Here is a 25,947-nt window from a genome sequence, read left to right as displayed (position 1 = left end):
GAATTGATTTCATCGTATGAGTCTAAGGCGCAAAGCAAAACCTAAGCCTGTTCAACAAAAGGTGGTTGATCACACTTTGAGAACATGCCATGAAGTAGAAGGATTCCCAGTATACTCAGAACGAACTTCTTGTTATCTCGGGGCAATTTCTGATATTTGTTTTTCTACGAAGGGAGATTGTCTCGGGTTTATTCTTGCACAAAAACGCTTTTTGCATCATCATCATGCGCTATTACGGGCGTGTGATATCTCTTCCATTCTTGATGACCGCATATTGGCTTCGGTCAGTTCAGAACAGCTTCTGCCTCTTCCGAAAACATGCTTCACATACGAGCAGATGAAGATGAAGCTTGTGAAATCGCAAGAGGGGGATATATTGGGGATGCTGGAAGATGTATACTTTTGTTTGGACAGGGGCATAATCGTAGCATATGAACTCTCGGACGGTTTCTTTTCTGACCTGGCGGGAAGCAAGCGCCAGATCCAAAGAGCGGATTCGCTTGTCGAGGTGCGGAAAGACGAGATCGTTCTGAACGGATAGAGGTGTGAGGTATGCTTATATGCCCGAATTGCAAAAGTAAGGATATCGGCAAAATCGGCGTGAACCAATATTATTGCTGGGGCTGTTTTATTGAACTGACAGTGGCGAAAGGGAAGATTGCAACTCATCAGGTGGAAGAAGACGGAACGTTAAGCAGCTTGGATGATTTGTTTTCTGAGGATGAACGCAGCATCAATTTTTAATCATGAAAGGAGATGCGCAGGATGAATCGGACGATGACTTCTCTTTTGGCAATGGGAGCCGGAGCTCTCGTGTACCGAATGGCGACTCAATCTGACATGCTGAATAATCGAAGCATGAAGCGGATGAGAAGAAGAATTACGAAAATGTTTTAATGCAAAAAGGATACTCTCCAAAGAGTATCCTTTTCTATGTTTGCCGGACCTCGAGGCGTCTTGCTGCGAGTGAAAGGCTGTAGTTGACTGCGAAATACATAAGGGCCGCAAGTAAAAAGATCGGGAAAAAATAACTGCCGTCTGCGCTTTGGCCGTTAATAATTTGCGCGTTGTGAATCAGTTCAGGCAGGGCGATCACAACAGCGAGCGATGTATCTTTTAATAAAGAAATAAACTGGCTTACGATGGGCGGAACCATGCGGCGAAGCGCTTGCGGCATGACGATAAAGAACAGGGTCTGTGTATAGCTCAGCCCGGAGGAGCGCGCCGCTTCAATTTGTCCTTTGTCAATTGATTTCAGTCCGCTTCGGATAATTTCAGATAGCATAGCGGATTCAAAAATCGTTAGTGCTGTAATTGCAGCAGCTGTAATTTCAAGCTTAATCCCAATTTCCGGAAGGGCAAAAAACGTAAAGAAAATAATTAACAGCAAGGGGAGGTTTCTGATCGTTTCAACGAGAACCGCAATCAATTGAGAAAGAACGGGAACTTTCGCATAACGCAGGGTGCCTGCGATTAAACCGAAGAAAAAGCTCAGAATGATGGAGATAAAAGCAACGTACAAGGTGACGAGAAAGCCATCCCATAAAAACGCTAAATGCTCCTGTGAATAAGCACCGATGAAATCCAATGTAACTCACTCCTTATCAATAGCTTTTTTCCAGCCGTTTTTCCAGATAGTTAACACCGATGCTAAGCGGAATCGTCAGCACTAAGTAAAAAAGCGCCACAAAAATATAAACATCAAATACAACGAGTGTGCTCGACGAAACTAAATCGGCTTGGTACATAAGATCCAATCCGGCCACAACCCCAAGAATCGAAGAGTTTTTGACTAAGTTTAAAAATTGATTGCCTAAAGGCGGAATGACGATTTTGATTGCCTGCGGCAAAATGATATGGAGCATGGCTTGGTTGTAGGTAAAGCCTGACGAGCGTGCCGCTTCCATCTGCCCTTTTGAAACAGACTGGATGCCTGCTCTGATGGCTTCAGCGATAAACGCAGAGGTATAAATGGTGAGAGCAACCGTTCCCGCTTGAAAACCGTCAAGCCTCAGGCCTGCGTTTGGAAGTCCGAAATAGAAAACAAAGGTAATTAAAAGAAGAGGGATGTTGCGGATGAACTCTACATATGCGGTCCCGAGCCATTGCAGCGGCTTAAAGACTGTTATTCTCATAACCGCTACAGCAACGCCGAGGACAAAACTGCCGGCCAGCGCGATAACACTTGCGAGCAAGGTATGGTAAAAACCGTCCATATACATGCCAAAGTTATCGAAAAGAATTGACACATTCATCAGCCTATTCACTCCTTATCAAATTGGGATGAGCATCGCCTGCTCATCCCGGGATGGTTGTTATTCAGCTGGGTCTTCTTTAATCCATTTTTTATAAATTTCATCGTATCTGCCATCCGACTTCATCTTTTTAAGTGAAGCGTTGATTTCTTTCGCGAGAGCCGATTGCCCTTTTTTCACGGCGATCCCGTAAGGCTCATCTGTAAAAGGCTTTCCTGTTAATTGATAATTTTTATTTTCATCAGCCATTCCATATAAAATCGCATTATCTGTGGTGAGGGCATCGCCTTGCCCCGATTTAAGGGCTGTAAAGGCTTCTGCGTAGTTTTCAAATTCTAAAACCGATGCTTCAGGCGCCTTTTCACGAATGTTTTGAGAGGAGGTGGAGCCTTTTACTGCAAGAACTTTTGAGCCTTTGCCAAGATTCTCGACACTCTTGATTTTGCTGCCTTTTTTCACGAGAAGCGATTGCCCGGCCTCGAAATAGACATCAGAAAAGTCAACTTCCTTTTTTCGTTCATCAGTGATCGTCATTGTGGCGACAATGGCGTCGATATCCCCGTTTTGCAGCATAGGAATCCTTGTTTTTGAGGTGACCTCTTTAAATTCAGCTTTTTTCTCATCACCTAAAATGTCTTTAGCGATTTGTTTGGCAATATCAATATCAAAACCCTCAATCTCACCTGAGCTTGGATTTTTAAGACCGAACAGTCGAGTGTCCGTTTTTACGCCGAAGACAATTTTGTCATTGTCTTTAATGGCTGCTAGCGTATCTTTTTTGCTCTCCTTTGAGGCTTCTCCATTTGATCCCTTGCTGCCGCAAGCGGCAAGCAAGATGACAGCGAATAAAGAAATCAATGCTAAAGAAAAAATCTTTTTCATACAAGCTCCCCCATTTCTGTTTTAATGATTTAAAATACGGCTTAAGAATAAGCGGGCCCGTTCTTCCTTCGGATTCGCGTAAAACTCAGCCGGCACTGCTTCTTCTAAAATTTTTCCTTCGTCAATGAAGACAATCCGGTCGGCAACTTCTTTGGCAAACCCCATTTCGTGTGTCACGACAACCATTGTCATGCCTTCTTTGGCGAGAGTTTTCATGACATCTAGCACCTCGCCGATCATTTCAGGATCAAGTGCTGATGTCGGCTCGTCAAACAGCATGACCTCCGGCTTCATCGCCAGTCCTCTTGCGATGGCAACACGCTGCTGCTGCCCGCCGGAAAGCTGGAAAGGATAGGCGTCAGCCTTGTCTGGGATGCCGACTTTTTCAAGATAGTACCGCGCCGTTTCCTTTGCTTGTTCAGGTGATTGTCTAAGCACTTTTACCGGAGCCAGCATGATGTTCTGCAGCACTGTTTTATGCGGATATAAATGAAAGTGCTGAAACACCATCCCGATATTCCGCCGCACTTGATTGATATCAGTTTTTCTGTCGTTAATGGCGGTGCCGTTTACTGTGAGCACTCCCTCATTGATCGTCTCAAGTTTGTTGATACATCTGAGCAATGTGCTTTTACCGGAACCGGATGGGCCGATGATAACAACGACTTCCCCTTTTTCGATTTGAAGATTAATTTGTTTTAACGCGTGAAAACCTCCATAATGCTTGTTAACATTTTGAAATGTGATCATCGCAATCCTCCTATCAGAAATTTGACTAAAAAGTATACATGAAATCAAACTTTTCTGAAAATTAAATGCGGAAAAATGTCCATGACTTCTGGCTGACTAAAGAAACATAAAGAATAATTCCGTGTAAACCTCAAAAGATATAGGTGAGGTGAAAGCAGATGCTCCAAAAACCGGTGCAGCTTTTGTTGTGGGTGGCTATTTGTTTGCTGGTTCTGTTAACAGTCTATGTCTTTTTTATGCTTGATATGTTATGGTCACCCTTTTGGCTCGTCATAAAAACGATCTTTATTCCCTTGATCATTTCTATTTTTATATCTTATTTATTGCTTCCGGTCACGGAATGGCTGCATAGCAAAGGATTGCCTAGGACTTTGAGCATCTTGGTCATTTATGTTCTTTTTTTTGGCGGGATTGGCTGGGCGTTGTATAAAGGGGTGCCTGTTTTAATCGTGCAGCTGACGGATTTGTCAGAAAATATACCCATGTTTGCCGAAACGTATAACGGGCTTCTTCTTCATGTGCATAACCATACGGATGACTGGCCTGATGGTATGCATCACCGTATAGATAAAATGATCCGCCAGACGGAGGCGTTTTTTGCGGGAACGATCGAGGGTGCGATCAGCGGGATCCGCAATGTGCTTGATTACTTCTTAATTGCTGCAACAATCCCTTTTCTCGTGTTTTATATGGTGAAGGACATTGAGTTAATGAAAAAGACAGTATGGTACTTGACTCCGAAGTCGTGGAGAAAGCGGGGCAGCGCCTTTTTGCGGGATGTGGATGATTCGCTTGGCGATTATATCCGCGGCCAGCTTTTGGTCTGCTTGATTCTTGGCGTGATTGCAGGCATTTCGTTCTGGGTATTTGGGCTTCCATATCCGCTGATACTTGGCCTTATCTCTGGAGTAACGAATGTCATCCCGTATTTTGGCCCTTTCATCGGAGCTGTTCCTGCGTTGTTAATTGCGATGACGATCTCAGTCAAGGCTGTTCTTGTTGTGGTGATTACGGTGTTTATTCTGCAGTTTATGGAAGGAAATATCCTCAGTCCGTTCATTGTCGGCAGAAGCCTTAAAATGCATCCGGTCGTTATCATGCTTGCGCTCCTTGCCGGAGGGGAGCTTGCGGGAATCGTCGGGATGATTCTGGCAGTTCCTGCGACGGCTGTTTTAAAAGTAATGATGATCCATTTTTTGCGGATGAGGACGGAGCATTGACATCGGCGTGCCGCTTGTCTATAATTTCTCGTAGAATACATACGAATCTCGAGTGACGGATCTGAGTACGCCGAAGCCCTGTTAAAGAGAGAAGCTCCATAAGCTGAAAGGAGCTTTATCAGAAGATCGGAGGAAGCTAATCCTGAGTGCAGTTAATCACTGCCGCTTATCCTGCGTTACAGGGTTAAAGGTGACGGGCGAATGAATGCCCGTAATCAGGGTGGTACCGCGAGACAGCTCTCGTCCCTGTGTAAACGTTGGTTTGCATAGGGGGGAGGGCTTTTTTGCTGTCACTGAAGAGAATTTCGATTTTTATAGAGGAGGAAATACAATGAAACACTTAACTTCTGCGGAAGTGCGTCAAATGTTTTTGGATTTCTTTAAAGAAAAAGGACATGCGGTAGAGCCAAGCGCGTCATTAGTGCCTCATGAGGATCCTTCACTGCTTTGGATCAACAGCGGTGTTGCGACGCTGAAAAAATATTTTGACGGCCGTGTCGTGCCGGAAAATCCAAGAATCGTAAACGCTCAAAAAGCGATCAGAACAAATGATATAGAAAATGTAGGTAAAACTGCGCGCCATCACACTTTCTTTGAAATGCTCGGAAACTTTTCCATCGGCGATTATTTCAAAGAAGAAGCCATTACATGGGCTTGGGAGTTTTTAACGAGCGACAAGTGGATTGGCTTCGACAAAGAGCTTCTCTCTGTTACGGTTCATCCTGAAGATGAAGAGGCATATGAGTTTTGGGCAAAAAAAATCGGTATTCCTGAAGAAAGAATTATCCGTCTGGAAGGGAACTTCTGGGATATCGGTGAAGGGCCGAGCGGACCGAATACGGAAATCTTTTACGACCGCGGTGAAGCATATGGTAATGATCCAGAAGATCCGGAGCTTTACCCAGGCGGGGAAAACGACCGTTACCTGGAAGTATGGAACCTTGTGTTCTCAGAGTTCAACCATAACCCTGACGGCACGTACACACCGCTTCCTAAGAAAAACATTGATACAGGCATGGGTCTTGAAAGAATGGTATCTGTCATCCAGAATGTTCCGACAAACTTTGACACCGATTTGTTTATTCCGATCATTAAAGCAACAGAATCGATTTCTGGTGAAACATATGGCAAAGACAATGTGAAAGACACTGCGTTTAAAGTGATTGCTGACCATATCAGAACGGTTGCCTTTGCTGTCAGTGACGGTGCGCTGCCGTCAAATGAAGGCCGCGGCTATGTATTAAGACGCTTATTACGCCGTGCTGTGCGTTATGCCAAAACGATCAACATCCATCGTCCGTTCATGTTTGATTTAGTGCCGGTTGTCGCAGAAATCATGGCTGATTTCTATCCTGAAGTGAAAGAGAAAGCGGATTTCATCGCAAAAGTCATTAAAACCGAGGAAGAACGCTTCCATGAGACCCTTAATGAAGGGCTTGCGATCCTGTCAGAAATGATCAAAAAAGAAAAAGACAAGGGCAGCAGCGTTATCTCAGGTGCTGATGTGTTTAAACTGTATGATACGTATGGATTCCCGGTTGAATTGACTGAAGAATACGCAGAAGACGAGAACATGACGGTTGACCATGAGGGCTTTGAGGAGGAAATGAACCAGCAGCGTGAACGGGCAAGAAACGCCCGCCAGGATGTCGGCAGCATGCAGGTGCAGGGCGGCGCACTGCGCGACGTAACAGATGAAAGCACATTTGTCGGCTACTCTCAAACCAAAGCTGATGCCAATATCATTGTGCTTCTTCAGGACGGCCAATTAATCGAAGAGGCTCATGAAGGAGAAAGCGTTCAAATCATTCTTGATGAAACACCGTTCTATGCAGAAAGCGGCGGCCAAATCGGCGATAAAGGCTATCTCCGAAACGAGCAGGCAGTTGTAAGAATTAAAGATGTTCAAAAAGCGCCGAACGGCCAGCATGTGCATGAAGGTGTTGTGGAGAGCGGTACTGTTCAAAAAGGCCTGCATGTTACGGCTGAAGTTGAAGACCATATGAGAAGCGGCGTCATTAAAAACCACACGGCAACGCATTTATTGCATCAGGCTCTAAAAGATGTTCTTGGAACTCATGTCAATCAGGCGGGCTCTCTTGTAACGGAAAACCGTCTTCGTTTTGACTTCTCGCACTTTGGCCAAGTGACAAAAGAAGAGCTCGAACAAATTGAAAGAATCGTAAACGAAAAGATCTGGGCGAGCATCCCGGTCAGCATTGATTTGAAACCGATCGCTGAAGCAAAAGAAATGGGTGCGATGGCACTGTTCGGCGAAAAATATGGCGATATTGTCCGTGTCGTTCAAGTTGGAGATTACAGCTTAGAGCTGTGCGGCGGCTGCCATGTCAGAAATACAGCAGAAATCGGCTTGTTTAAAATCGTTTCTGAATCTGGAATCGGAGCAGGCACAAGACGGATTGAAGCTGTAACGGGACAAGGCGCTTACGTCGAAATGAACAGCCAGATTTCTGTATTGAAAGAGGCTGCTGACGAGCTGAAAACAAATATCAAAGAAGTGCCGAAACGGGTCGCGGCTCTGCAGGCTGAACTGAAGGAAGCACAAAGAGAAAATGAATCTCTTCTTGCAAAACTAGGCAACGTGGAAGCAGGAGCAATCCTGTCGAAAGTAAAAGAAGTGGACGGCGTAAACGTGCTTGCGGAAAAAGTAAATGCAAAAGACATGAATCATCTCCGCACAATGGTCGATGAACTCAAAGCAAAGCTTGGCTCTGCGGTGATCGTGCTTGGTGCGGTACAAAACGATAAAGTTAATATCTCTGTCGGAGTCACAAAGGACCTCATCGACAAAGGCCTTCACGCTGGCAAGCTGGTTAAACAAGCTGCGGAAGTTTGCGGCGGAGGCGGCGGAGGCCGTCCGGACATGGCGCAGGCAGGCGGCAAACAGCCGGAAAAATTAGAAGAAGCTTTGGCTTCTGTAGAAGATTGGGTGAAATCCGTTTTATAATTCGCCCATGTAGTGTAGAATGATGGTAAGATTAGGACCCCAGGCTGAACTTTGCCTGCGAATTTGGGAAAGAGGTGCAAAACGGTGAGCTCGTTTGATAAAACGATGAAATTTAATTTCTCCGATGATTCTGCTGAGACTAACGTAAATGAGGTGCTGATTACAGTGTATGACGCGCTTCAGGAAAAGGGCTACAATCCAATCAACCAGATTGTCGGATACTTGCTGTCAGGTGATCCCGCTTATATTCCTAGGCATCGTGACGCTCGCAATTTAATTCGCAAACTTGAAAGAGACGAATTAATCGAGGAATTGGTGAAGTCTTATTTAGAACAGCATAAAGAGGCGTAAATAAAGAATGAGAATATTAGGACTCGATTTAGGAACCAAAACACTCGGTGTAGCTCTAAGCGATGAAATGGGCTGGACTGCTCAAGGCATTGAGACCATAAAGATAAATGAAGCAGAAGGCGATTATGGTTTATCCCGTTTATCTGAACTGATAAAGGACTATACTATAGATAAAATCGTGCTCGGCTTTCCTAAGAACATGAACGGAACAGTCGGCCCGAGAGGCGAAGCCAGCCAAACATTTGCGAAAGTGCTTGAAACAACGTACAATGTTCCTGTTGTGCTGTGGGACGAGCGTCTTACCACAATGGCGGCTGAAAAAATGCTGATTGCAGCTGACGTCAGCAGGCAGAAACGAAAAAAAGTCATTGATAAAATGGCGGCTGTTATGATTTTACAAGGATATCTTGACAGCTTAAATTAAAGCCAGAGGTGAAGAAAATGGAACACGGCGAAAAAAATATTACAATTGTTGACGATCAAGGAAATGAACAGCTTTGTGAAGTGCTGTTTACATTTGAAAACGAAGAGTTTGGCAAGTCTTATGTCTTGTACTATCCAATCGAATCAAAAGATGACGAAGAAGTAGAAATTCTTGCTTCCAGCTTCACGCCAAACGAAGACGGTGAAAACGGTGAGCTATTCCCGATTGAAACTGACGAAGAATGGGATATGATCGAAGAAACACTAAACACATTCTTAGCGGACGAAGACGAAGAATAAAACATCGCGCCAAACCAAAGCCGGAGCTATACTGCTCCGGTTTTTTTCTGCTTTATGCAGGCCTCTTTTTGTAATAAATTGCCGAAATACAATGAATCATGTAGTATAAGAGCTGATGGGAGGAGACCTAATGTATATCGATCAGCAAAAAAAATCGTTTTTTAATAAAAAAAGAATCATACTGTCTTCCATTGTTGTGCTGTTTCTCATCATTGGCGGGGCATTTTTATATGGGAAATCATTGCTTGAACCTGTTGAAAAAGACAGTAAAACGACAGTTAATATTAACATTCCGAGCGGTTCTTCTGTTTCAGCCATCGCATCGATATTAAAGAAAAATGATGTCATAAAAAGCGAGAAGGCGTTTCAGTACTATGTGAAATATAAAGGTGCTTCCGGGTTTCAGGCCGGATTCTACCATCTGAATAAAGGTATGGATTTAGATGCCATTATTCAGAAGCTGACAAGCGGGGCTACAGGCTACGCTTTTCAAATCACAGTGACTGAGGGAGCACAGCTGACCCAAATCGCGGCTGCTATTGCTGATGAAACAAATTACTCTAAAAAACAAGTCATAGCGAAGCTGGACGATGAAACATTTATCAATCAGCTGAAGAAAGAATTCCCGGACACTGTGACAAATGATGTTTTCAATAAAAACATTAAGCACCCGCTTGAAGGGTACCTATTCCCGGCTACATACCCTTTTAACGATCCGGACACATCACTTGAAGACATTATCAAGGCAATGATAAAGCAGACAAATTCTTATGTGGAAACATATAAATCAGAAATGAAGAAAAACAAACTTTCTGTGCATAAGCTGCTGACGATGGCTTCTTTGATAGAAGAAGAAGCGACTGAAAAAGCCGACCGCCATAAAATTGCGAGCGTCTTTTATAACCGCCTGAAAAAGAAAATGCCGCTCCAAACAGATCCGACCGTGCTGTACGCGGCAGGCAAGCATAAAGATCGGGTTCTTTATAAGGATCTGGAAATCGATTCACCATACAATACGTATAAAAACACAGGGCTGACGCCAGGTCCGATTGCCAATGCCGGCATGTCGTCATGGGAAGCGGCGCTGCATCCGGATAAAACGGATTATCTGTATTTCTTGGCCAAATCAAATGGTGAGGTCGTATTTACAAAAACGCTAAAAGAGCATAATAAAGCAAAAGAAAAATACATTTCCTCAAAAAACGAGAAATAAAAGGAGAGCAAAAAGCTCTCCTTTTGTTCGCTTTCCGCAAGGTTTTATGATAAAATATATCGGGTTGTTTACCGATGTATCATGATGTATTCAGAGAGTGTCCTGCGCATAAGACTGGGGCACTCCTTTTTAGAACGGGAGGCTGTTTGTAGTGACTGACCGGTATGAACAAATAAATGACTATATAGAAGCATTATTAAAGCCTCGGCCGGATAACGTGAAGAAGCTTGAAGCATATGCAGAAGAACATCATGTCCCGATCATGGAAAAAGCGGGCATGGAGGTGCTGCTTCAAATTTTGTCTGTGAAACAGCCGAAAAAAATACTAGAAATCGGAACGGCCATTGGTTATTCAGCCATTCGAATGGCGCTGGAGCTGCCGTCTGCTGAAATATATACAATTGAACGCAATGAGAAACGGCATGAAGAAGCGGTAAACAATATCAAGGAATTTCAGCTTGATGACCGGATTCATGTTTTTTACGGAGATGCGCTTGAATTAGCCGACGCCGTTCATGTAACTGCGCCTTACGATGTCATTTTTATTGACGCTGCAAAAGGTCAGTATCAAAACTTTTTTCATTTATATGAACCGATGCTTTCACCGGACGGGGTGATTATAACAGACAACGTGCTGTTTAAAGGTCTGGTGGCAGAGGATTACAGCAAAATAGAACCGAAGAGAAGGCGCAGGCTTGTAACAAAAATTGATGAATATAATCATTGGCTGATGAATCATCCGGATTATCAAACTGCGATTATTCCTGTCGGAGACGGACTTGCGATTAGTAAAAAGAAGAGGTGAACGTCATGAAAAAACCAGAGCTCTTAGTGACGCCGACGAGTACAGCGGACATTTTGCCGCTCATACAGGCGGGGGCAACTGCGTTTTTAGTTGGGGAACAGAGATACGGCTTGAGATTAGCCGGAGAATTTTCTCGTGAAGATATAACAAAAGCCGTAGAGATTGCTCACAAAGAAGGGGCAAAAGTATACGTTGCTGTAAATGCAATTTTCCATAACGATAAAGTGGGTGAGCTTGGCGAATATCTGGCTTTCTTGGCAGAAGCCGGTGTCGATGCAGCGGTATTCGGCGATCCTGCCGTGCTGATGGCTGCCCGTGAATCTGCGCCTGCTCTGAAGCTTCATTGGAGCACAGAAACGACAGGCACCAACTATTATACATGCAACTACTGGGGACGCAAGGGTGCGGCGCGTTCTGTGCTTGCCAGAGAATTAAACATGGACAGCATTGTTGAGATTAAAGAAAATGCTGAAGTCGAAATTGAAATCCAGGTGCATGGAATGACGTGCATGTTCCAATCGAAGCGTTCTTTGATTGGAAACTATTTTGAATATCAGGGCAAAGTCATGGACATTGAAAGAAAGAAAAAAGAATCAGGCATGTTTTTACACGATAAAGAACGTGATAATAAATATCCGATTTTCGAAGATGAAAACGGCACTCACATCATGAGCCCGAACGATGTGTGCATCATTGATGAGCTCGAGGAATTGATAGATGCCGGAATTGATTCTTTCAAGATCGACGGTGTTTTGAAAACGTCTGAATACCTAATAGAAGTCACCAAAATGTACAGAGAAGCAATTGATTTGTGCGTGGAAAACCGTGACGAATACGAAGCGAAAAAAGAAGACTGGATCGAACGCATTGAAAGCATCCAGCCAGTAAACAGAAAAATTGATACCGGATTCTTCTTCAAGGAAACGGTTTATTAATCAAAAGGAGGTTAAGCTATGACTGCCGTAAATGATAATATATCCACAATCGTTAATGGAAAGCGTGTGATTACGAAAAAGCCGGAGCTTCTTGCACCTGCGGGTAATCTTGAAAAGCTGAAAATCGCTGTTCATTACGGAGCGGACGCGGTCTTTATCGGGGGACAGGAATACGGGCTGCGCTCGAATGCCGATAACTTTACGATCGAAGAAATTGCAGAAGGCGTTGAATTCGCAAAGAAATATGGCGCGAAGATCTACGTAACAACGAATATTTTCGCTCATAATGAAAACATGGACGGGCTTGAAGACTATTTAAAAGCGCTTGGAGACGCCAACGTTGCCGGTATTATTGTGGCAGATCCGCTTATTATTGAAACATGCCGCAGAGTGGCGCCGAATGTTGAGGTTCACTTGAGCACACAGCAGTCTCTTTCAAACTGGAAGGCTGTCCAGTTCTGGAAGGAAGAAGGTCTCGACCGCGTCGTGCTGGCACGTGAAACAAGCGCTCTTGAAATCAGAGAAATGAAAGAAAAGGTAGATATCGAAATCGAATCCTTCATTCATGGCGCAATGTGTATTGCATATTCCGGCCGCTGCGTGCTGAGCAATCACATGACAGCTCGGGATTCCAACCGCGGAGGCTGCTGCCAGTCATGCCGCTGGGATTATGATCTCTATCAAACAGACGGTGCCAACGCCGTTGCTTTGTATGGTGAAGAAGATGCACCATTTGCGATGAGCCCGAAAGATTTGAAGCTGATTGAATCCATTCCGAAAATGATTGAAATGGGGATCGACAGCTTAAAGATTGAAGGCCGCATGAAATCCATTCACTATGTAGCAACTGTTGTCAGCGTATACCGCAAAGTAATCGATGCTTATTGCGCTGATCCAGAGAACTTTGTGATTCAAAAAGAATGGCTTGAAGAGCTTGATAAGTGCGCCAACAGGGACACTGCGACAGCTTTCTTTGAAGGAACGCCAGGCTATGAAGAGCAAATGTTCGGCGAACACGCCAAGAAAACGACATATGATTTTGTCGGCTTAGTGCTGAATTATGATGAAGATACACAAATGGTCACGCTTCAGCAGCGCAATTTCTTCAAAAAAGGCGACGAAGTGGAATTTTTCGGTCCAGAAATCGAAAACTTTACACATACGATTGAAACCATTTGGGACGAAGACGGAAATGAGCTAGATGCTGCCCGCCATCCCCTGCAAATTGTCAAATTCAAACTAGACAAAAAGATTTATCCGAGCAACATGATGAGAAAGGGGAAGTAACAGCCCATGGGTAAGAATCCAGTAGTCATTGGAATCGCAGGAGGTTCCGGTTCAGGAAAAACGAGTGTCACACGGTCCATTTATGAACAGTTTAAAGGACACTCGATTTTAATGATCCAGCAGGACCTTTATTATAAAGACCAAAGCCATCTTCCGTTTGAAGAAAGGCTGAACACAAACTATGATCATCCGCTTGCGTTTGATAATGACTATTTAATCGAGCATATTCAGGATCTATTGAATTACCGTCCGATTGAAAAGCCGATTTATGACTATAAGCTTCACACACGTTCAGAAGAAACGGTTCACGTAGAGCCAAAGGATGTTATTATCCTTGAAGGCATTCTTGTTCTTGAAGACAAAAGGCTTCGTGATCTGATGGATATCAAGCTTTATGTTGATACGGACGCTGACTTGCGTATCATCAGACGGATTATGAGAGATATTAATGAGCGCGGACGCTCTATTGATTCTGTCATTGAACAATATGTGTCAGTGGTCCGTCCGATGCATAACCAATTCGTCGAGCCGACGAAACGATACGCTGATATTATTATCCCGGAAGGCGGTCAGAATCACGTCGCAATTGATCTGATGGTCACAAAAATTCAAACCATTCTTGAACAAAACGCGATTTTGTAATACCATAGCATAGACATAAATAACTCTGACCATATTATGTATAGGCAGGAAGGGAATGTGCGAATTCCCTTCTTTCCCTGTTTATAAACGCGAAATATTTGCAGAACGACAAGATTCAGTTTAAGATAAACAGTACCTATATGGGAGAGAAGAACGAGGACTGCCCTGTGTTCTCATTCTTGTATTTTTTAGTTTATGCTCTCATACATAATCGAAGATGTTGAGGGACAACCAGAAGGAGTGAAGGGACATGGCACAAGAGAAAGTTTTTCCTATGACTGCAGAAGGAAAACAAAAACTTGAACAAGAATTAGAATATTTGAAAACGGTTAAACGAAAAGAAGTAGTAGAGCGCATCAAAATTGCGAGAAGCTTCGGAGACCTTTCCGAGAACTCTGAATACGATTCAGCGAAAGAAGAGCAGGCATTTGTAGAGGGCCGCGTGACGACTCTTGAAAATATGATTCGCAATGCGAAAATCATTGAAGATGACGGCGGCTCTAACGTTGTCGGTTTGGGTAAAACCGTCACTTTCGTCGAACTGCCTGACGGTGACGAAGAATCATATACGATCGTCGGAAGCGCGGAAGCTGACCCGTTTGAAGGGAAAATCTCAAACGATTCACCGATCGCAAAAAGCCTCTTGGGCAAAAAAGTAGATGAAGAAGTCACAGTACAAACACCGGGCGGAGAAATGCTCGTGAAAATTGTGAAAATTTCATAATATCTGTTTAGCAGCGAAACACCTCGTCCACAATGTGGGTGAGGTGTTTTTTTATGAAGATATCGAAACGAATGAAGCTGGCAGTCATCGCTTTTTTGATTGTATTTTTTCTGCTTCTGCTGAGGCTTGCAGAAATCCAGCTGTTTTTCACAGAATCATTTTCTAAAAAGAAAATTAATTTGATTCAAGAAAGTGTGAAACAGCGGACGGAGGAAGTGCTCATTTCAGATGGAAGAGGCTCTTTTTTAGATCGAAACGGGCGGGCGCTGACAGGACAAAGCGAGCCTGCGGTTGTTTTGTTCCCTTTTCTGCTGACGCAGGATTGGCCGATCAAAAAAGTTGCGGACATCCTCGGCATGTCTGAAGATGATTTGCGCCAGACACTAGGTAAGGCAAAAAAACCGGTCATTTTGCAGCAAAAGAAAATCAAAACACTTTCAAAACAATCTATCACAAAAATCAATTCTTTGAAATATCCCGGCATTTACGGCGTATATATGGAGAATGAAGACGAGCCCAGCCTTGCTTCACATACCATAGGGAGCACGAACCAAGATCCGGCGCTGCTTCGCAAGAAATATCCTGACAAGGAGAGCCTTCCGATTACAACAGAAATCGGAACAACCGGTTTAGAACGGACATTTGACGAGTTTTTGCTTCCGGAACAAGACACAAAGCTTTTATATCATGTGGACGGAAAAGGAAACCCTTTGTTTGGCATGGACGTCAAATATACAGCTGAAGCCAATACATTTTATCCGCTCCAGGTCAAAACAACGATCGATCAAAGCATTCAAAATGTGATGGAGGAGGTATTGGATGAACAGGGGCTGAAAAAGGGAGGAGCTGTGCTGCTGGACATCGAAAATAGCAGTGTTCTGGGAATTGTAAGCAAACCAGATGCGGATGTGTCCCGGCAAAACACACTTCAAAATTATATGCTGACGCCAATCTATCCCGGATCAGTTTTTAAAACAGTCATTGCCGCAGCTGCAATCGAAAATAATATGGTGAAGCCTAGTCAAACCTTTAATTGCAATTTAAATCTGTACGGGGAGCCGGGGGACGACAAAGGAACCTTGTCTTTTGATGAAAGTTTTGCCCAAAGCTGTAATTACACATTTACGAGCCTTGCAGAACAATTAATGAAAAAAGACAGCTCGGTTATTGAAGATATGTCCGAGAAGCTGGCTCTCACTGATCGGGCAGGCTGGGAGGGAAAACTGTACCACGAAACCGATTTCCGCCAGCTGTATAACGAAAAAAGCGGCGTGATTTGGGGGGATGAAAAAGACAAATCAGTCAAAAAAGCCATTGCGCAAACAGCAATCGGGCAGAAAAATGTAAAGGTAACGCCGCTGGAGGTAGCCAATATGATGGCGACAATCGCCCGCGGCGGAGAAAAACGGCAGGTGAAAATTGCCGAACAAATTGAGTATAAGAACGGCACAACGCTCGTTACGTTTAAAGATCAGAAGCTCAAAGGGGAAACGATAGACAAATATACGTCACAGCAGCTTCAAAAAATACTGCGGCGGGTGGTAGAATCTCCTTCCGGAACGGGCAGAAGGTTTCAAGATCTTCCGTATACTGTAGCAGGGAAGTCGGGCACAGCTCAGACAGGCAAGCTTTCAAAAGAGAAGGAAACACTCTATGAAAAATGGTTTGCCGGATATTTTCCCGCGGATAAGCCGAAATACGCTCTGGTTGTTTTACACATGGATACACCGGGAGATAAGGCTCTGACAAATTCGGTGTTTTATGATATTGTTAAAAAAGTACACGAAATTGAAATCAATCAGAAATAGAACAACTTCTCAGCACATGTTAAAATATATGCTGAGCCAAGAGGGATAAAGGAGTGCAGAATTATTGAGCAATAATCAATCTCGTTATGAAAATCGTGATAAACGCAGAAAAGCCAATTTAGTGCTTAACATTTTAATCGCAATCGTATCCATACTAATTGTCGTAGTAGCAGCGAATCTCTTCATTAACAGTCCTTCTAGCAAAGATGTCAGCAAGGATTCTGAAACGGCGCAAAAACAGGAATCTCCGGCTTCAGGAAAGACGGAAAAGAAATCGGATGAGGATATAAAAGACAGCAAGAAAGATACATCTGACAGCGAAAAGGATTCTGAGAAGTCTTCTGACTCTGATTCCAAAAAAGATGATTCTTCTTCTAAAAAAGATGACTCTGATTCAGATTCAAGCTCAGATTCAGCCGGTGACGGGCTTAAAGATGCAAAAGTAACAGAAGGCGGCTCATCGAACGATGTGGAAAAAACGTATGAAAATCCTGACTGGAAAGCAGTCGGAACTGAGCAGACTGGCGAGCATGCCGCTACTTATGATTCAAGCTCACAAGACTGGGCTGAGATGCTGAAAGCCATCTCGTACGCAACTGGTGTCTCAACAGATAACATGACGGTGCTCTGGCTTGGAAATAACGGCAGCCCTCAGGATGCCAAAGGCAAAATTTTGGACAAGGCGACTGGGAATAAATATCAAGTCACGATTACATGGGTCGATGAAAAAGGCTGGAAGCCGACAAAAGTAGAAAAGCTAAAATAAACAAAAGCAGCCGGATTACAACCGGCTGCTTTTGTTTTAGGCTTCAGCTGCGAAATGAACCACCGCGCTGTACAATATTCGTCCTTCTGCCACAGCAGTTTGGTGTGAAACAGATTTCACCCGGAGCATGATGGCTTTATTGTTTTCAATTTGTGTATTGATTTTCTTTTCAAGCTCCTGCAATGAAGCCGCTTCAAAAAATTCCACTTTGTCTTTAATCAGATCTAATTGAAAATTCATGTCTTGACCCTCCAGCTTTCACAAGTCATATGAAGTATAAGCTTTTTTGCGGTCAATGCGCAATATGAGATGGCATTAAATACACAAAGTGTTTTAGTACCTGCTTTTCAGAAGATGTGGTATTATAGGAACTGTTCCATCATTAATTCATAGTATGCTTATAGGAATTATTAAATATGGAGTGTGACAAATATGGGACGTGAATTTATCCCTCTCTTTGAAGATTGGGCAGCAACTTATGATCAAACAGTACAAGGTTTAGATATTCAGTATAAAGAAGCGTTCAGAGGCTACGATCATATCCTTGATGCCATCGTCAGCAAATCTGGAACTCATGTGTTAGAATTTGGCCCGGGGACCGGGAATTTGACAGCTAAGCTGCTCGATGCAGGCAAAACTGTATTTGGAATCGAACCTTCTCCAGCAATGCGTAAACTGGCTTCTGACAAGCTTTCAGGCAGGACGGAAATCGTTGATGGAGACTTCCTGACATTCCCTGAGCCGCCATTTCAGGCTGATACAATTGTCAGTTCATATGCTTTTCATCATTTGACTGACGAAGAAAAGCGGGCTGCCATAAAGCAATATGGCAAATACCTTCACTTGCATGATAAAATAGTGTTTGCCGATACCGTCTTTGAAGATGCGCAAGCGTATCAACAGGCTATCGATAAAGCCCGTTCTCAAGGCTTCTATCAGCTTGCAAATGATTTAGAGACAGAGCATTATCCTACATTGGATGCGTTGAAAGAAATGTTTACAGCTGAAGGTTTTGCAGTCCGATTCACTCAGCAAAACGACTTCGTGTGGATAATGGAGGCGATCAAACGGTAAAGTGAAGGGAATGTGAATAGATGAGACTAGCAGTCATCGGAGCAATGGAAGAGGAAGTTACCATCCTAAGAAACAAACTTGAAAATGCAAAAACAGAAACGATCGCACACTGTGAATTTACAACAGGCGAATATGAAGGAACTGAAGTGATTCTTTTAAAATCAGGAATTGGAAAAGTAAATGCTGCTATCAGCACAACGCTTCTGCTTGACCGTTACAAGCCTGATTATGTCATTAACACAGGCTCAGCCGGCGGATTTCATCATACATTGAATGTAGGGGATGTCGTTATTTCCACTGACGTTCGCCACCATGATGTAGACGTAACGGCTTTTGACTATGAATACGGCCAAGTGCCGGGCCTTCCGGCTGCTTATGCGGCGGATGAAAAGCTGATCAGCATCACGGAAGAAGCGGTATCTGAACTCGACGGCATTCAGGTTGCAAAAGGAACAATTGCAACAGGCGATTCTTTCATGAACGATCCGAAGCGGGTTGAAGAGGTGCGTGCGAGATTTTCTGATCTGTACGCGGTTGAAATGGAGGCTGCGGCAGTTGCTCAAGTGTGCCATCAATTTAAAACGCCGTTTGTCGTCATCAGAGCGTTATCTGATATCGCAGGAAAAGAATCACATGTTTCATTTGACCAATTTTTAGAGCAGGCGGCTGTCCATTCAACAGAGCTTGTGTTAAAGGTGATCAAACGAATTCATTAAAACGGGGAGAATGTTCTCCTCCGTTTTTTCTAAAAACAACCTCTAATTAGGAGGAGGACATATATGACAGTGATTACGGACATTACTGAGCTGATTGGGAATACACCGCTTCTCCGCTTGAAGAACTTTGATGTTCCAGAAGGAGTCGCGGTGTATGCCAAGCTTGAAATGATGAATCCCGGGGGTAGCATCAAAGACAGACTGGGAGATATGCTGATTCGTGACGCGCTCGATTCAGGCAAGTTGAAACCTGGCGGAGTGATTATAGAAGCTACAGCAGGCAATACAGGGATCGGCCTTGCGCTAAGTGCCAGAAAATATGGGTTGAAAGCGATTTTCTGTGTCCCTGAACATTTCAGCAGAGAGAAACAGCAAATTATGCAAGCGCTTGGCGCATCAATCATTCATACACCGCGTCAAGACGGAATGCAGGGCGCCATTCAAAAAGCCATTCAGCTGGAGACTGAAATTGAAAATTCTTATTGCGTTTTGCAATTTAAAAACCAAGTAAATCCATCGACTTACTATAAGACGCTTGGACCTGAAATGTGGGAAGCGCTTGACGGGAATATTCATACGTTTGTCGCAGGGGCAGGATCAGGGGGCACGTTCGCAGGAACAGCTTCCTTCTTAAAAGAAAAAAATCCAGCAGTCAAAACGGTGATTGTTGAACCGGAGGGCTCGATTTTAAACGGAGGGGAACCCCACGCTCATAAAACAGAGGGCATCGGCATGGAGTTTATCCCTGATTATATGAATAAGAGCCACTTTGACGAGATCTACACCGTAACGGATGAGAATGCGTTTAGACTTGTGAAAGAAGCGGCAGAAAAAGAAGGACTGCTGATCGGAAGCTCTTCAGGTGCAGCGCTTTATGCGGCATTGGAGGAAGCGAAAAAAGCATCTGCTGGAACTAACATTGTCACAGTATTTCCTGACAGCAGCGATCGATATATCAGCAAACAAATATACGAAGGAGGCATCTGATATGAAGAAAAAAACATTGATGATACATGGCGGAATCACAGGTGATGAGAAAACAGGCGCAGTTTCCGTGCCGATTTATCAAGTAAGCACGTACAAGCAGCCGAAAGCAGGGCAGCATACAGGCTACGAGTATTCAAGAACGGCCAATCCGACTCGAACCGCTCTCGAAGCACTTGTGACAGAACTGGAAAGCGGGGAAGCAGGCTATGCGTTCAGCTCAGGAATGGCTGCCATTACAGCGGTTATGATGCTGTTTAACAGCGGAGATCATGTCGTGTTGACTGATGATGTGTACGGCGGAACATACCGCGTGATGACAAAGGTGCTTAACCGTCTTGGCATTGAATCAACATTTGTCGATACGAGCAGCAGAGAAGAAGTTGAAAAAGCGATTCGCCCTAATACAAAAGCCATTTATATTGAAACACCGACAAACCCGTTGCTCAAAATCACCGACTTGACGCTCATGGCTGATATCGCAAAAAAAGCGGGTGTTCTGCTTATTGTAGACAATACCTTTTACACTCCTTATTTTCAGCAGCCGCTTACTTTAGGCGCTGATATCGTACTTCACAGTGCGACAAAATATCTTGGCGGACACAGTGATGTCGTCGGAGGTTTAGTTGTGACAGCTTCGAAAGAGCTTGGAGAAGAGCTGCATTTTGTGCAAAACTCCACAGGCGGCGTGCTTGGCCCTCAAGATTCCTGGCTGTTAATGAGAGGAATCAAAACGTTGGGACTCAGAATGGAAGCGATCGATCAAAATGCGCGGAAAATCGCAAGCTTTCTTGAGAATCACCCTGCTGTCCAAACGTTATATTATCCTGGTTCTTCAAATCATCCCGAACATGAGCTTGCAAAAACGCAAGGATCTGGCTTCGGCGGCATGATCTCCTTTGATATTGGCAGTGAAGAACGGGTTGATGCGTTTTTAGGAAATCTGAAACTGTTTACCATTGCTGAAAGCCTGGGGGCGGTTGAAAGTTTAATTTCTGTTCCTGCAAGAATGACACATGCTTCTATTCCGAGAGAACGCCGGCTTGAGCTCGGCATTACGGACGGCTTGATCAGAATTTCTGTAGGAATTGAAGATGCGGAAGACTTGTTGGAAGATATCGGCCAAGCGCTTGAAAATATATAACAAATGGATAGAATTGCTTTCTCTGTAAGCCGCCGGATTATATTATAATAGTCGTATACTATGAATCTGGCAGGTGATTCTTTTGAACAAAAATAGAATGAAATCTTTAAAAGAAGACTACAAGCATTTTGCTTTTACATTGCTTGCAGTCAGCACTTTTTTATATATAGGCGCAGTTCTCCCTGATCAAGGCTTAACATTAGGCCAGAAATCGACGATGTTTTTAGCGGATTGCTTATTTTTAGCCGGTGCCTTCTTTTGCGCTGACCGTTCACTTATTTACAAGAAGCGTTTGGAAGAAGCCGACGAATAAAAAAACAGCCATCATCAGCGATGGCTGTTTTTCTGTTATTTTTCTCGAAGTTCTTTTCCCATGCCTTTTAAAAACTGAAGGCCGAAGCCGACGGCTCTGTTGATGTCAGGATCGTTCATTGCTTTTAACAGGTCGAGAATCCCGACTTTCTTGTCTTCTTTTAAAAAGCTTTGTGCCTGTTCAGTCCCAGCCATTACGCTTTCTAAAAGCTTTGCTGTAAACTCAGGATCGGCTTTTGTCAATGCGCCTCCGGCGGCCATCATCGTGTTGATGAGGTTGGTGACAGGCTCGCGGGAAACTTGGCCAAGCGCAATCTTGGCAATGTCTTCCTTCGCTCTGAGCATGCTTGTTGCCGCATCAAAAATTCCAAGATCATTGAGTTCATTCATTAACGTCATCGTTTTAGAGACGGCGTCCTCATTTTCCGCCAGCAGCTCTTTCAGTTCTTCTATTTTTTCAAGCTTAATTTGCTCAGCTGTTTTTGTTTCTTTTTTGATCGTCGTAATCGGAGTGGCCATTCGTTTTCCTCCTATCGTTTAATCAGTCAGATGGACATAGCCAGGACGGTTCCATTTTCTTTCTGCTTCGACTCCGTTTTGCGGATGCCGTTTTTTGTTGCGCGGATTTGTTTTTGGAAGCGGCGCTGTTTCACAGCCGCCAAGCACTTCCATGCGAACCTTAGTCTGTTTATAAGCAGGCGTGTTCGTCCGTTTATCAGCTGCAGGGCCCGTCAAGAAGTTAATCGCTGACTCCTTGTCTGTCGAGTTCATTGGCAGATAGAGTTCATTTTTCCGTACCCGGTCTGTGATCAGCGCGTTCAATTTGACTGCTCCGAACGGAGAAACGAGCCGTACAAGCGAACCGTCACAAACACCTCGCTCTTGTGCAAGCTCAGGTGAGATCTCAACGAATACATTCGGCACTTTCGCTTGGATGCCTTTCGATTTATTTGTCATGTTTCCTTCGTGGAAATGCTCCAGCATCCGGCCGTTATTGATATGAAGGTCGTATTCCTCCGGAAATGCCGCTGGCTCGGTCCAATCAGAAAGGGCAAAGCGGGCTTTTTTGTCAGGGAAATTAAATCCGTCTTCATACAGAAGCGGTGTGCTTTCACCTGTGAAGCTGCCCCATAGGAAGCTGTTCCAGCCTTCAAGCACCTCATAGCTTGCTTTGGCAAACAGAGGAGAAAGACTCGCCATTTCAGAGAAAATGTCACTTGGATGGCTGTAAGTCCAATTCGCTCCTAAACGGTTTGCCACCTCTTGAATAATCCACCAGTCCGGTTTTGCGTCACCAAGCGTCGGAAGCGCCTGATACAATCGCTGGACACGGCGTTCTGTGTTGGTAAATGTTCCGTCTTTTTCAAGTGAAGGAGTGGCCGGCAAGACGACATCGGCATATTGAGCTGTTCTTGACAGGAAGATGTCCTGTACCACGAAGAAATCAAGGCTTGATAAAATATCATGCACATGGTTCGCGTTTGAATCGACCAGTGCCATATCCTCACCGACAAGATACATAGCTTTCATTTTTCCTTCTTCAATGGCATGAAGCATTTGAATATTATCTAAACCAGGCTTTCCATCTATCTCGACACCATATGCCTCTTCAAATTTAGCACGGGCTTTGTCATCTGTAATATGCTGATATCCCGGCAGCCAGCCAGGCAATGTTCCCATATCACAAGCGCCTTGCACGTTATTGTGTCCGCGCAGAGGATAAGCGCCGGCACCTGGACGGCGATAGTTGCCCGTAGCGAGAAGCAGGTTTGAAATGGCTGCTGATGTATCAGAACCGCCTGTATTTTGTGTGACACCCATTCCCCAAAGGACACAAGTGCCGTCAGCATCACGAATCATTTCAGCAATTTGAATGATGTTTTCTTTTGAAAGGCCTGTGATGCGTTCTGCATAATCAAGCGTATACGTTTTAAGGGTTTCTTTATAATCTTCAAAGTAATTGACGTTCTCATCAATAAACGCCTGATCGTGCCAGCCTTGGTCGATCATATATTTCGTAACAGCCATTAGCCAAACTTGGTCTGTGCCTTGTTTAGGGCTGATGAACAGATCAGATCGCTCAGCCATCTCATTTTTACGCAGGTCGGCAACAATCAGTTTTTGACCGTGGAGCTTGTGTGCCCGTTTGACGCGTGTTGCGAGCACTGGGTGTCCTTCCGCCGGATTGGCACCGACAATGATGACGAGACCTGCTTTGGCAATATCTTTAATCGTGCCGGCGTCACCGCCCATGCCGACAGTGCGGAACAATCCGTCTGTAGCAGGAGACTGGCAGTAGCGTGAGCAGTTATCGACGTTGTTTGTTTCAAATACCTGACGCGCTAGCTTTTGAATGACGTAGTTTTCTTCATTCGTAATTTTAGAAGAAGAAATAAACCCTACAGAGCCTTTACCGTACTGCTCTTTGATTGATCCTAATCTGCTTGCGACAAGATCGAGGGCTTCTTCCCAAGAAGATTCCACAAAGGCTCCGTTTTTACGGATTAAAGGCTTTGTGATCCGTTCTTTTGAATTGACGAAATCCCAGCCGAATTTCCCTTTGACACATGTGGAAATCGCGTTAACTGGAGCATCAGAAACAGGCTGGATCTTTAAAATATCCCGTCCTTTTGTCCATACTTCAAATGAACACCCGACACCGCAGAACGTACATACAGTTTTCGTTTTTTTCGTTCTTGTTTCACGCATTGCCGCTTCGACTTCAGAAATGGCAAAAATGCTGCCATACCCCGGTTCAACATTTTTCACGAGATCAATCATCGGTTCCATGACGTCCTCTTTAATGCCTGTCATAAAACCAGCCTGCCCGAGCATTGATTTTTCCATCAGTGCATTACATGGACATACTGTTACACACTGACCGCAGCTGACACAGGAAGATTCATTGATCGAAACTCCCTCATCCCAAATGACGCGAGGGCGTTCGCGTTCCCAGTCGATTGAGAGTGTTTCATTTACCTGAAGGTTTTGACAGACCTCAACACACTGGCCGCAGGCAATACATTGGTTTGGATCATAGCGGTAAAAAGGATGAGACATATCAACCGCGCAAGAAGGATCTTCTTTTGGCGTATATGGGTATTTTTGATGCTCGATCCCCATCATTTCCGCTGTATTATGCAGCGTACAGTTGCCATTGTTGTTATCGCAAACTGTACAATACAGCAAATGATTTTCAAGAAGGCGGTCCATCGCTTCGGTTTGCGCTTCTTTCACTCGATTTCCTGAAAGATCAATTGACATCCCGTTTTCTGCAACCGTCGCGCATGAACGAACCAGCTTGCCATTTGCTTCTACTATGCAAGTATCACAAGTTTGAATCGGGTCAACCTCTGGTACGTGGCAAATCTGCGGGTATTCAATTCCGTTTTCATTTAAAATATCTAAAATTGTGGCCCCTGCTCGTGCTTGAATTTCTGTTCCGTCTACACGGACACTGATCGACTTAACGTCCATCATATTCATATTCCCCTCCATCTTTCTTTCAAGAAGTCAAAAAAAGCCATGTATAGATACACCTGCCCTTAATTCTAAGAAGGTGTAAACACACATGGCGGAATAGTTCACTAGCAAGTCTTACTAACAGACCAATCCTTGATTTTTATAAAACGATAGACTCATAACAAGATCCTATTACAAATCCATCAACACTGCTTTTATTATAATGTGATATTTATTATAATACAATATGGCAGGAAAATTTTAACCAAGTGAAATGTCCTGAGGGGAACCGGGAAAAGCCTTTATAAGGCAATATCGGAAGGGGTAATCAGCATGTCTAAAAAAATTCATGAATTCAATGATATTATTCGAAAACTTCGTAAAGAATTGTTCGGAAAAGGGCCTGAGAGAATTCATACTGTATTTGTAGAAAACATGGCAGTTTCAACACTATACGGAAATCTGAGTGCAAGCGAGCAGTTTATCGCCCGCACGCCTGAAGGAAGAGAGATGGTACATGCGGCCCGGACAAGCCTAATTCAAGACCTTTATTCCAAACAAACACCGGAAGGAATGGAGGAACTCATGGGAGCTAAGCTAGTCCATTTATTTTCTGATATTAAAATTGAGGAAAACATCGCTGTATCTGTATTTGTTTTTGACCGAAAAATAGATGAGCAAAAAGAAGTTCTGCAAAGCTAGTATATTTGTCATTGACACAAATTTGTCACATTTGATATGATGTTGCTACAGTTATAGAAGGCTAAAGCAATGGAATGTATGCACGAACTGTATATATTCTCTTTCAATATCTTATATACTGCTTGATATTGTTGTATGGGTATGCATACAAGTTAGGCAGCATTCAAACGCCTGGTTTGACACAGGTTATTTGAGTGCTGCCTTTTTTATTGCCTTTCTTGCAT

At 43.9% G+C, this 25,947-nt stretch carries 29 protein-coding genes; 22 read left to right on the top strand and 7 right to left on the bottom strand.

Translation table 11 applies throughout. From position 1 onward, the window contains the following. Positions 1-16 precede the first annotated feature (16 nt). Genes AC0OMU_RS14270 through AC0OMU_RS14260 form a run of 3 tightly spaced genes read left to right on the top strand, consistent with a single transcriptional unit; the run spans position 17 to position 897 of the window. Positions 17-541 carry a PRC-barrel domain-containing protein gene (locus AC0OMU_RS14270; protein WP_080344218.1) on the top strand — a complete coding sequence of 175 codons (525 nt, stop codon included), beginning with the start codon at positions 17-19 and terminating at the stop codon, positions 539-541. A gap of 11 nt (positions 542-552) precedes the next feature. Further along, a complete protein-coding gene (locus AC0OMU_RS14265; RefSeq protein ID WP_003225893.1) occupies positions 553-744 on the top strand; it encodes a hypothetical protein in 192 nt (63 codons plus the stop codon). Positions 745-765: 21 nt separating this feature from the next. Next, positions 766-897: a YrzQ family protein gene (locus AC0OMU_RS14260; RefSeq protein WP_003229780.1), complete on the top strand. Its 132-nt coding sequence runs from the start codon at positions 766-768 to the stop codon at positions 895-897. Positions 898-931: 34 nt separating this feature from the next. Here the strand turns inward: AC0OMU_RS14260 and AC0OMU_RS14255 are convergent, their stop codons facing one another. From AC0OMU_RS14255 to AC0OMU_RS14240, 4 genes are read right to left on the bottom strand one after another with little or no spacing between them, the layout of a single operon-like run. Continuing rightward, complete coding sequence (locus AC0OMU_RS14255; RefSeq protein ID WP_003229784.1) at positions 932-1,588, bottom strand: amino acid ABC transporter permease; 657 nt, start codon at positions 1,586-1,588, stop codon at positions 932-934. Between the two features lie 16 nt (positions 1,589-1,604). Further along, complete coding sequence (locus AC0OMU_RS14250) at positions 1,605-2,255, bottom strand: amino acid ABC transporter permease (protein ID WP_047182956.1); 651 nt, start codon at positions 2,253-2,255, stop codon at positions 1,605-1,607. A 60-nt stretch (positions 2,256-2,315) separates the two neighbouring features. Then, on the bottom strand, positions 2,316-3,137 hold the full coding sequence (gene glnH, locus AC0OMU_RS14245) for a glutamine ABC transporter substrate-binding protein GlnH (RefSeq protein ID WP_015384233.1): 822 nt from the start codon (positions 3,135-3,137) through the stop codon (positions 2,316-2,318). A gap of 21 nt (positions 3,138-3,158) precedes the next feature. Continuing rightward, complete coding sequence (locus AC0OMU_RS14240; RefSeq protein WP_474241249.1) at positions 3,159-3,887, bottom strand: amino acid ABC transporter ATP-binding protein; 729 nt, start codon at positions 3,885-3,887, stop codon at positions 3,159-3,161. Between the two features lie 158 nt (positions 3,888-4,045). Here AC0OMU_RS14240 and AC0OMU_RS14235 point away from each other — a divergent pair, with 158 nt between their 5' ends. From AC0OMU_RS14235 to AC0OMU_RS14175, 13 genes are all read left to right on the top strand, one after another. Beyond that, positions 4,046-5,107 carry an AI-2E family transporter gene (locus tag AC0OMU_RS14235; RefSeq protein ID WP_047182955.1) on the top strand — a complete coding sequence of 354 codons (1,062 nt, stop codon included), beginning with the start codon at positions 4,046-4,048 and terminating at the stop codon, positions 5,105-5,107. A 331-nt stretch (positions 5,108-5,438) separates the two neighbouring features. Continuing rightward, positions 5,439-8,075, top strand: coding sequence for an alanine--tRNA ligase (gene alaS, locus AC0OMU_RS14230; protein ID WP_015483498.1), 2,637 nt, complete (start codon positions 5,439-5,441; stop codon positions 8,073-8,075). Positions 8,076-8,159: 84 nt separating this feature from the next. Continuing rightward, positions 8,160-8,426 carry an IreB family regulatory phosphoprotein gene (locus AC0OMU_RS14225; RefSeq protein WP_003225903.1) on the top strand — a complete coding sequence of 89 codons (267 nt, stop codon included), beginning with the start codon at positions 8,160-8,162 and terminating at the stop codon, positions 8,424-8,426. 7 nt (positions 8,427-8,433) lie between these two features. After that, positions 8,434-8,850: a Holliday junction resolvase RuvX gene (gene ruvX / locus AC0OMU_RS14220; RefSeq protein ID WP_003229795.1), complete on the top strand. Its 417-nt coding sequence runs from the start codon at positions 8,434-8,436 to the stop codon at positions 8,848-8,850. A 17-nt stretch (positions 8,851-8,867) separates the two neighbouring features. Further along, positions 8,868-9,149: a DUF1292 domain-containing protein gene (locus tag AC0OMU_RS14215; RefSeq protein WP_003246199.1), complete on the top strand. Its 282-nt coding sequence runs from the start codon at positions 8,868-8,870 to the stop codon at positions 9,147-9,149. Between the two features lie 130 nt (positions 9,150-9,279). Continuing rightward, positions 9,280-10,362 carry an endolytic transglycosylase MltG gene (mltG, locus tag AC0OMU_RS14210; protein ID WP_181219975.1) on the top strand — a complete coding sequence of 361 codons (1,083 nt, stop codon included), beginning with the start codon at positions 9,280-9,282 and terminating at the stop codon, positions 10,360-10,362. Positions 10,363-10,513: 151 nt separating this feature from the next. Continuing rightward, positions 10,514-11,167: an O-methyltransferase gene (locus AC0OMU_RS14205; protein WP_015384228.1), complete on the top strand. Its 654-nt coding sequence runs from the start codon at positions 10,514-10,516 to the stop codon at positions 11,165-11,167. Positions 11,168-11,172: 5 nt separating this feature from the next. Beyond that, on the top strand, positions 11,173-12,102 hold the full coding sequence (locus AC0OMU_RS14200) for a peptidase U32 family protein (RefSeq protein WP_015483497.1): 930 nt from the start codon (positions 11,173-11,175) through the stop codon (positions 12,100-12,102). 18 nt (positions 12,103-12,120) lie between these two features. Further along, positions 12,121-13,389, top strand: coding sequence for a peptidase U32 family protein (locus tag AC0OMU_RS14195; protein ID WP_015384226.1), 1,269 nt, complete (start codon positions 12,121-12,123; stop codon positions 13,387-13,389). Positions 13,390-13,395: 6 nt separating this feature from the next. After that, positions 13,396-14,031, top strand: a complete 636-nt coding sequence (udk, locus tag AC0OMU_RS14190) for a uridine kinase (RefSeq protein WP_003225916.1) — start codon at positions 13,396-13,398, stop codon at positions 14,029-14,031. Between the two features lie 250 nt (positions 14,032-14,281). Next, positions 14,282-14,755 carry a transcription elongation factor GreA gene (gene greA / locus AC0OMU_RS14185; protein ID WP_004399078.1) on the top strand — a complete coding sequence of 158 codons (474 nt, stop codon included), beginning with the start codon at positions 14,282-14,284 and terminating at the stop codon, positions 14,753-14,755. A 53-nt stretch (positions 14,756-14,808) separates the two neighbouring features. After that, positions 14,809-16,563 (top strand): peptidoglycan D,D-transpeptidase FtsI family protein, encoded by a 1,755-nt coding sequence (locus AC0OMU_RS14180; protein WP_015483496.1) that lies wholly within the window; start codon positions 14,809-14,811, stop codon positions 16,561-16,563. Between the two features lie 64 nt (positions 16,564-16,627). Beyond that, the gene (locus AC0OMU_RS14175; protein ID WP_015384224.1) at positions 16,628-17,329 is read left to right on the top strand and encodes a YrrS family protein; all 702 of its coding nucleotides are present in this window, start codon (positions 16,628-16,630) and stop codon (positions 17,327-17,329) included. Positions 17,330-17,365: 36 nt separating this feature from the next. Here the strand turns inward: AC0OMU_RS14175 and AC0OMU_RS14170 are convergent, their stop codons facing one another. Continuing rightward, the gene (locus AC0OMU_RS14170; RefSeq protein ID WP_014477495.1) at positions 17,366-17,569 is read right to left on the bottom strand and encodes a YrzA family protein; all 204 of its coding nucleotides are present in this window, start codon (positions 17,567-17,569) and stop codon (positions 17,366-17,368) included. A gap of 192 nt (positions 17,570-17,761) precedes the next feature. On the opposite strand from AC0OMU_RS14170, the gene AC0OMU_RS14165 reads away from it, so the two are divergent. The 5 genes from AC0OMU_RS14165 to AC0OMU_RS14145 all read left to right on the top strand — a co-directional run bounded on the left by AC0OMU_RS14165 (position 17,762) and on the right by AC0OMU_RS14145 (position 21,560). Continuing rightward, entirely contained in the window at positions 17,762-18,403 is a 642-nt protein-coding gene (locus AC0OMU_RS14165) for a class I SAM-dependent DNA methyltransferase (RefSeq protein ID WP_015384223.1), read from the top strand. A gap of 20 nt (positions 18,404-18,423) precedes the next feature. Next, positions 18,424-19,119 carry a 5'-methylthioadenosine/S-adenosylhomocysteine nucleosidase gene (gene mtnN, locus AC0OMU_RS14160; protein ID WP_009967881.1) on the top strand — a complete coding sequence of 232 codons (696 nt, stop codon included), beginning with the start codon at positions 18,424-18,426 and terminating at the stop codon, positions 19,117-19,119. Positions 19,120-19,182: 63 nt separating this feature from the next. Next, entirely contained in the window at positions 19,183-20,106 is a 924-nt protein-coding gene (locus AC0OMU_RS14155) for an O-acetylserine dependent cystathionine beta-synthase (RefSeq protein WP_181219969.1), read from the top strand. A 1-nt stretch (position 20,107) separates the two neighbouring features. Next, positions 20,108-21,247 carry a bifunctional cystathionine gamma-lyase/homocysteine desulfhydrase gene (locus AC0OMU_RS14150; protein WP_015384221.1) on the top strand — a complete coding sequence of 380 codons (1,140 nt, stop codon included), beginning with the start codon at positions 20,108-20,110 and terminating at the stop codon, positions 21,245-21,247. An 82-nt stretch (positions 21,248-21,329) separates the two neighbouring features. Next, the gene (locus AC0OMU_RS14145) at positions 21,330-21,560 is read left to right on the top strand and encodes a YrhC family protein (RefSeq protein WP_015483495.1); all 231 of its coding nucleotides are present in this window, start codon (positions 21,330-21,332) and stop codon (positions 21,558-21,560) included. Between the two features lie 35 nt (positions 21,561-21,595). Here AC0OMU_RS14145 and AC0OMU_RS14140 read toward each other — a convergent pair whose 3' ends face one another. Continuing rightward, the gene (locus AC0OMU_RS14140; protein ID WP_014477490.1) at positions 21,596-22,078 is read right to left on the bottom strand and encodes a helical membrane plugin domain-containing protein; all 483 of its coding nucleotides are present in this window, start codon (positions 22,076-22,078) and stop codon (positions 21,596-21,598) included. A gap of 18 nt (positions 22,079-22,096) precedes the next feature. After that, on the bottom strand, positions 22,097-25,039 hold the full coding sequence (fdhF, locus tag AC0OMU_RS14135) for a formate dehydrogenase subunit alpha (protein ID WP_181219968.1): 2,943 nt from the start codon (positions 25,037-25,039) through the stop codon (positions 22,097-22,099). Between the two features lie 315 nt (positions 25,040-25,354). Here fdhF and AC0OMU_RS14130 point away from each other — a divergent pair, with 315 nt between their 5' ends. After that, a complete protein-coding gene (locus AC0OMU_RS14130) occupies positions 25,355-25,723 on the top strand; it encodes a Na-translocating system protein MpsC family protein (RefSeq protein WP_003229814.1) in 369 nt (122 codons plus the stop codon). Positions 25,724-25,947 lie beyond the last annotated feature (224 nt).

Source organism: Bacillus sp. FAU18, assembly GCF_056033885.1.
This window is presented reverse-complemented; position numbering and strand designations above follow the sequence as displayed.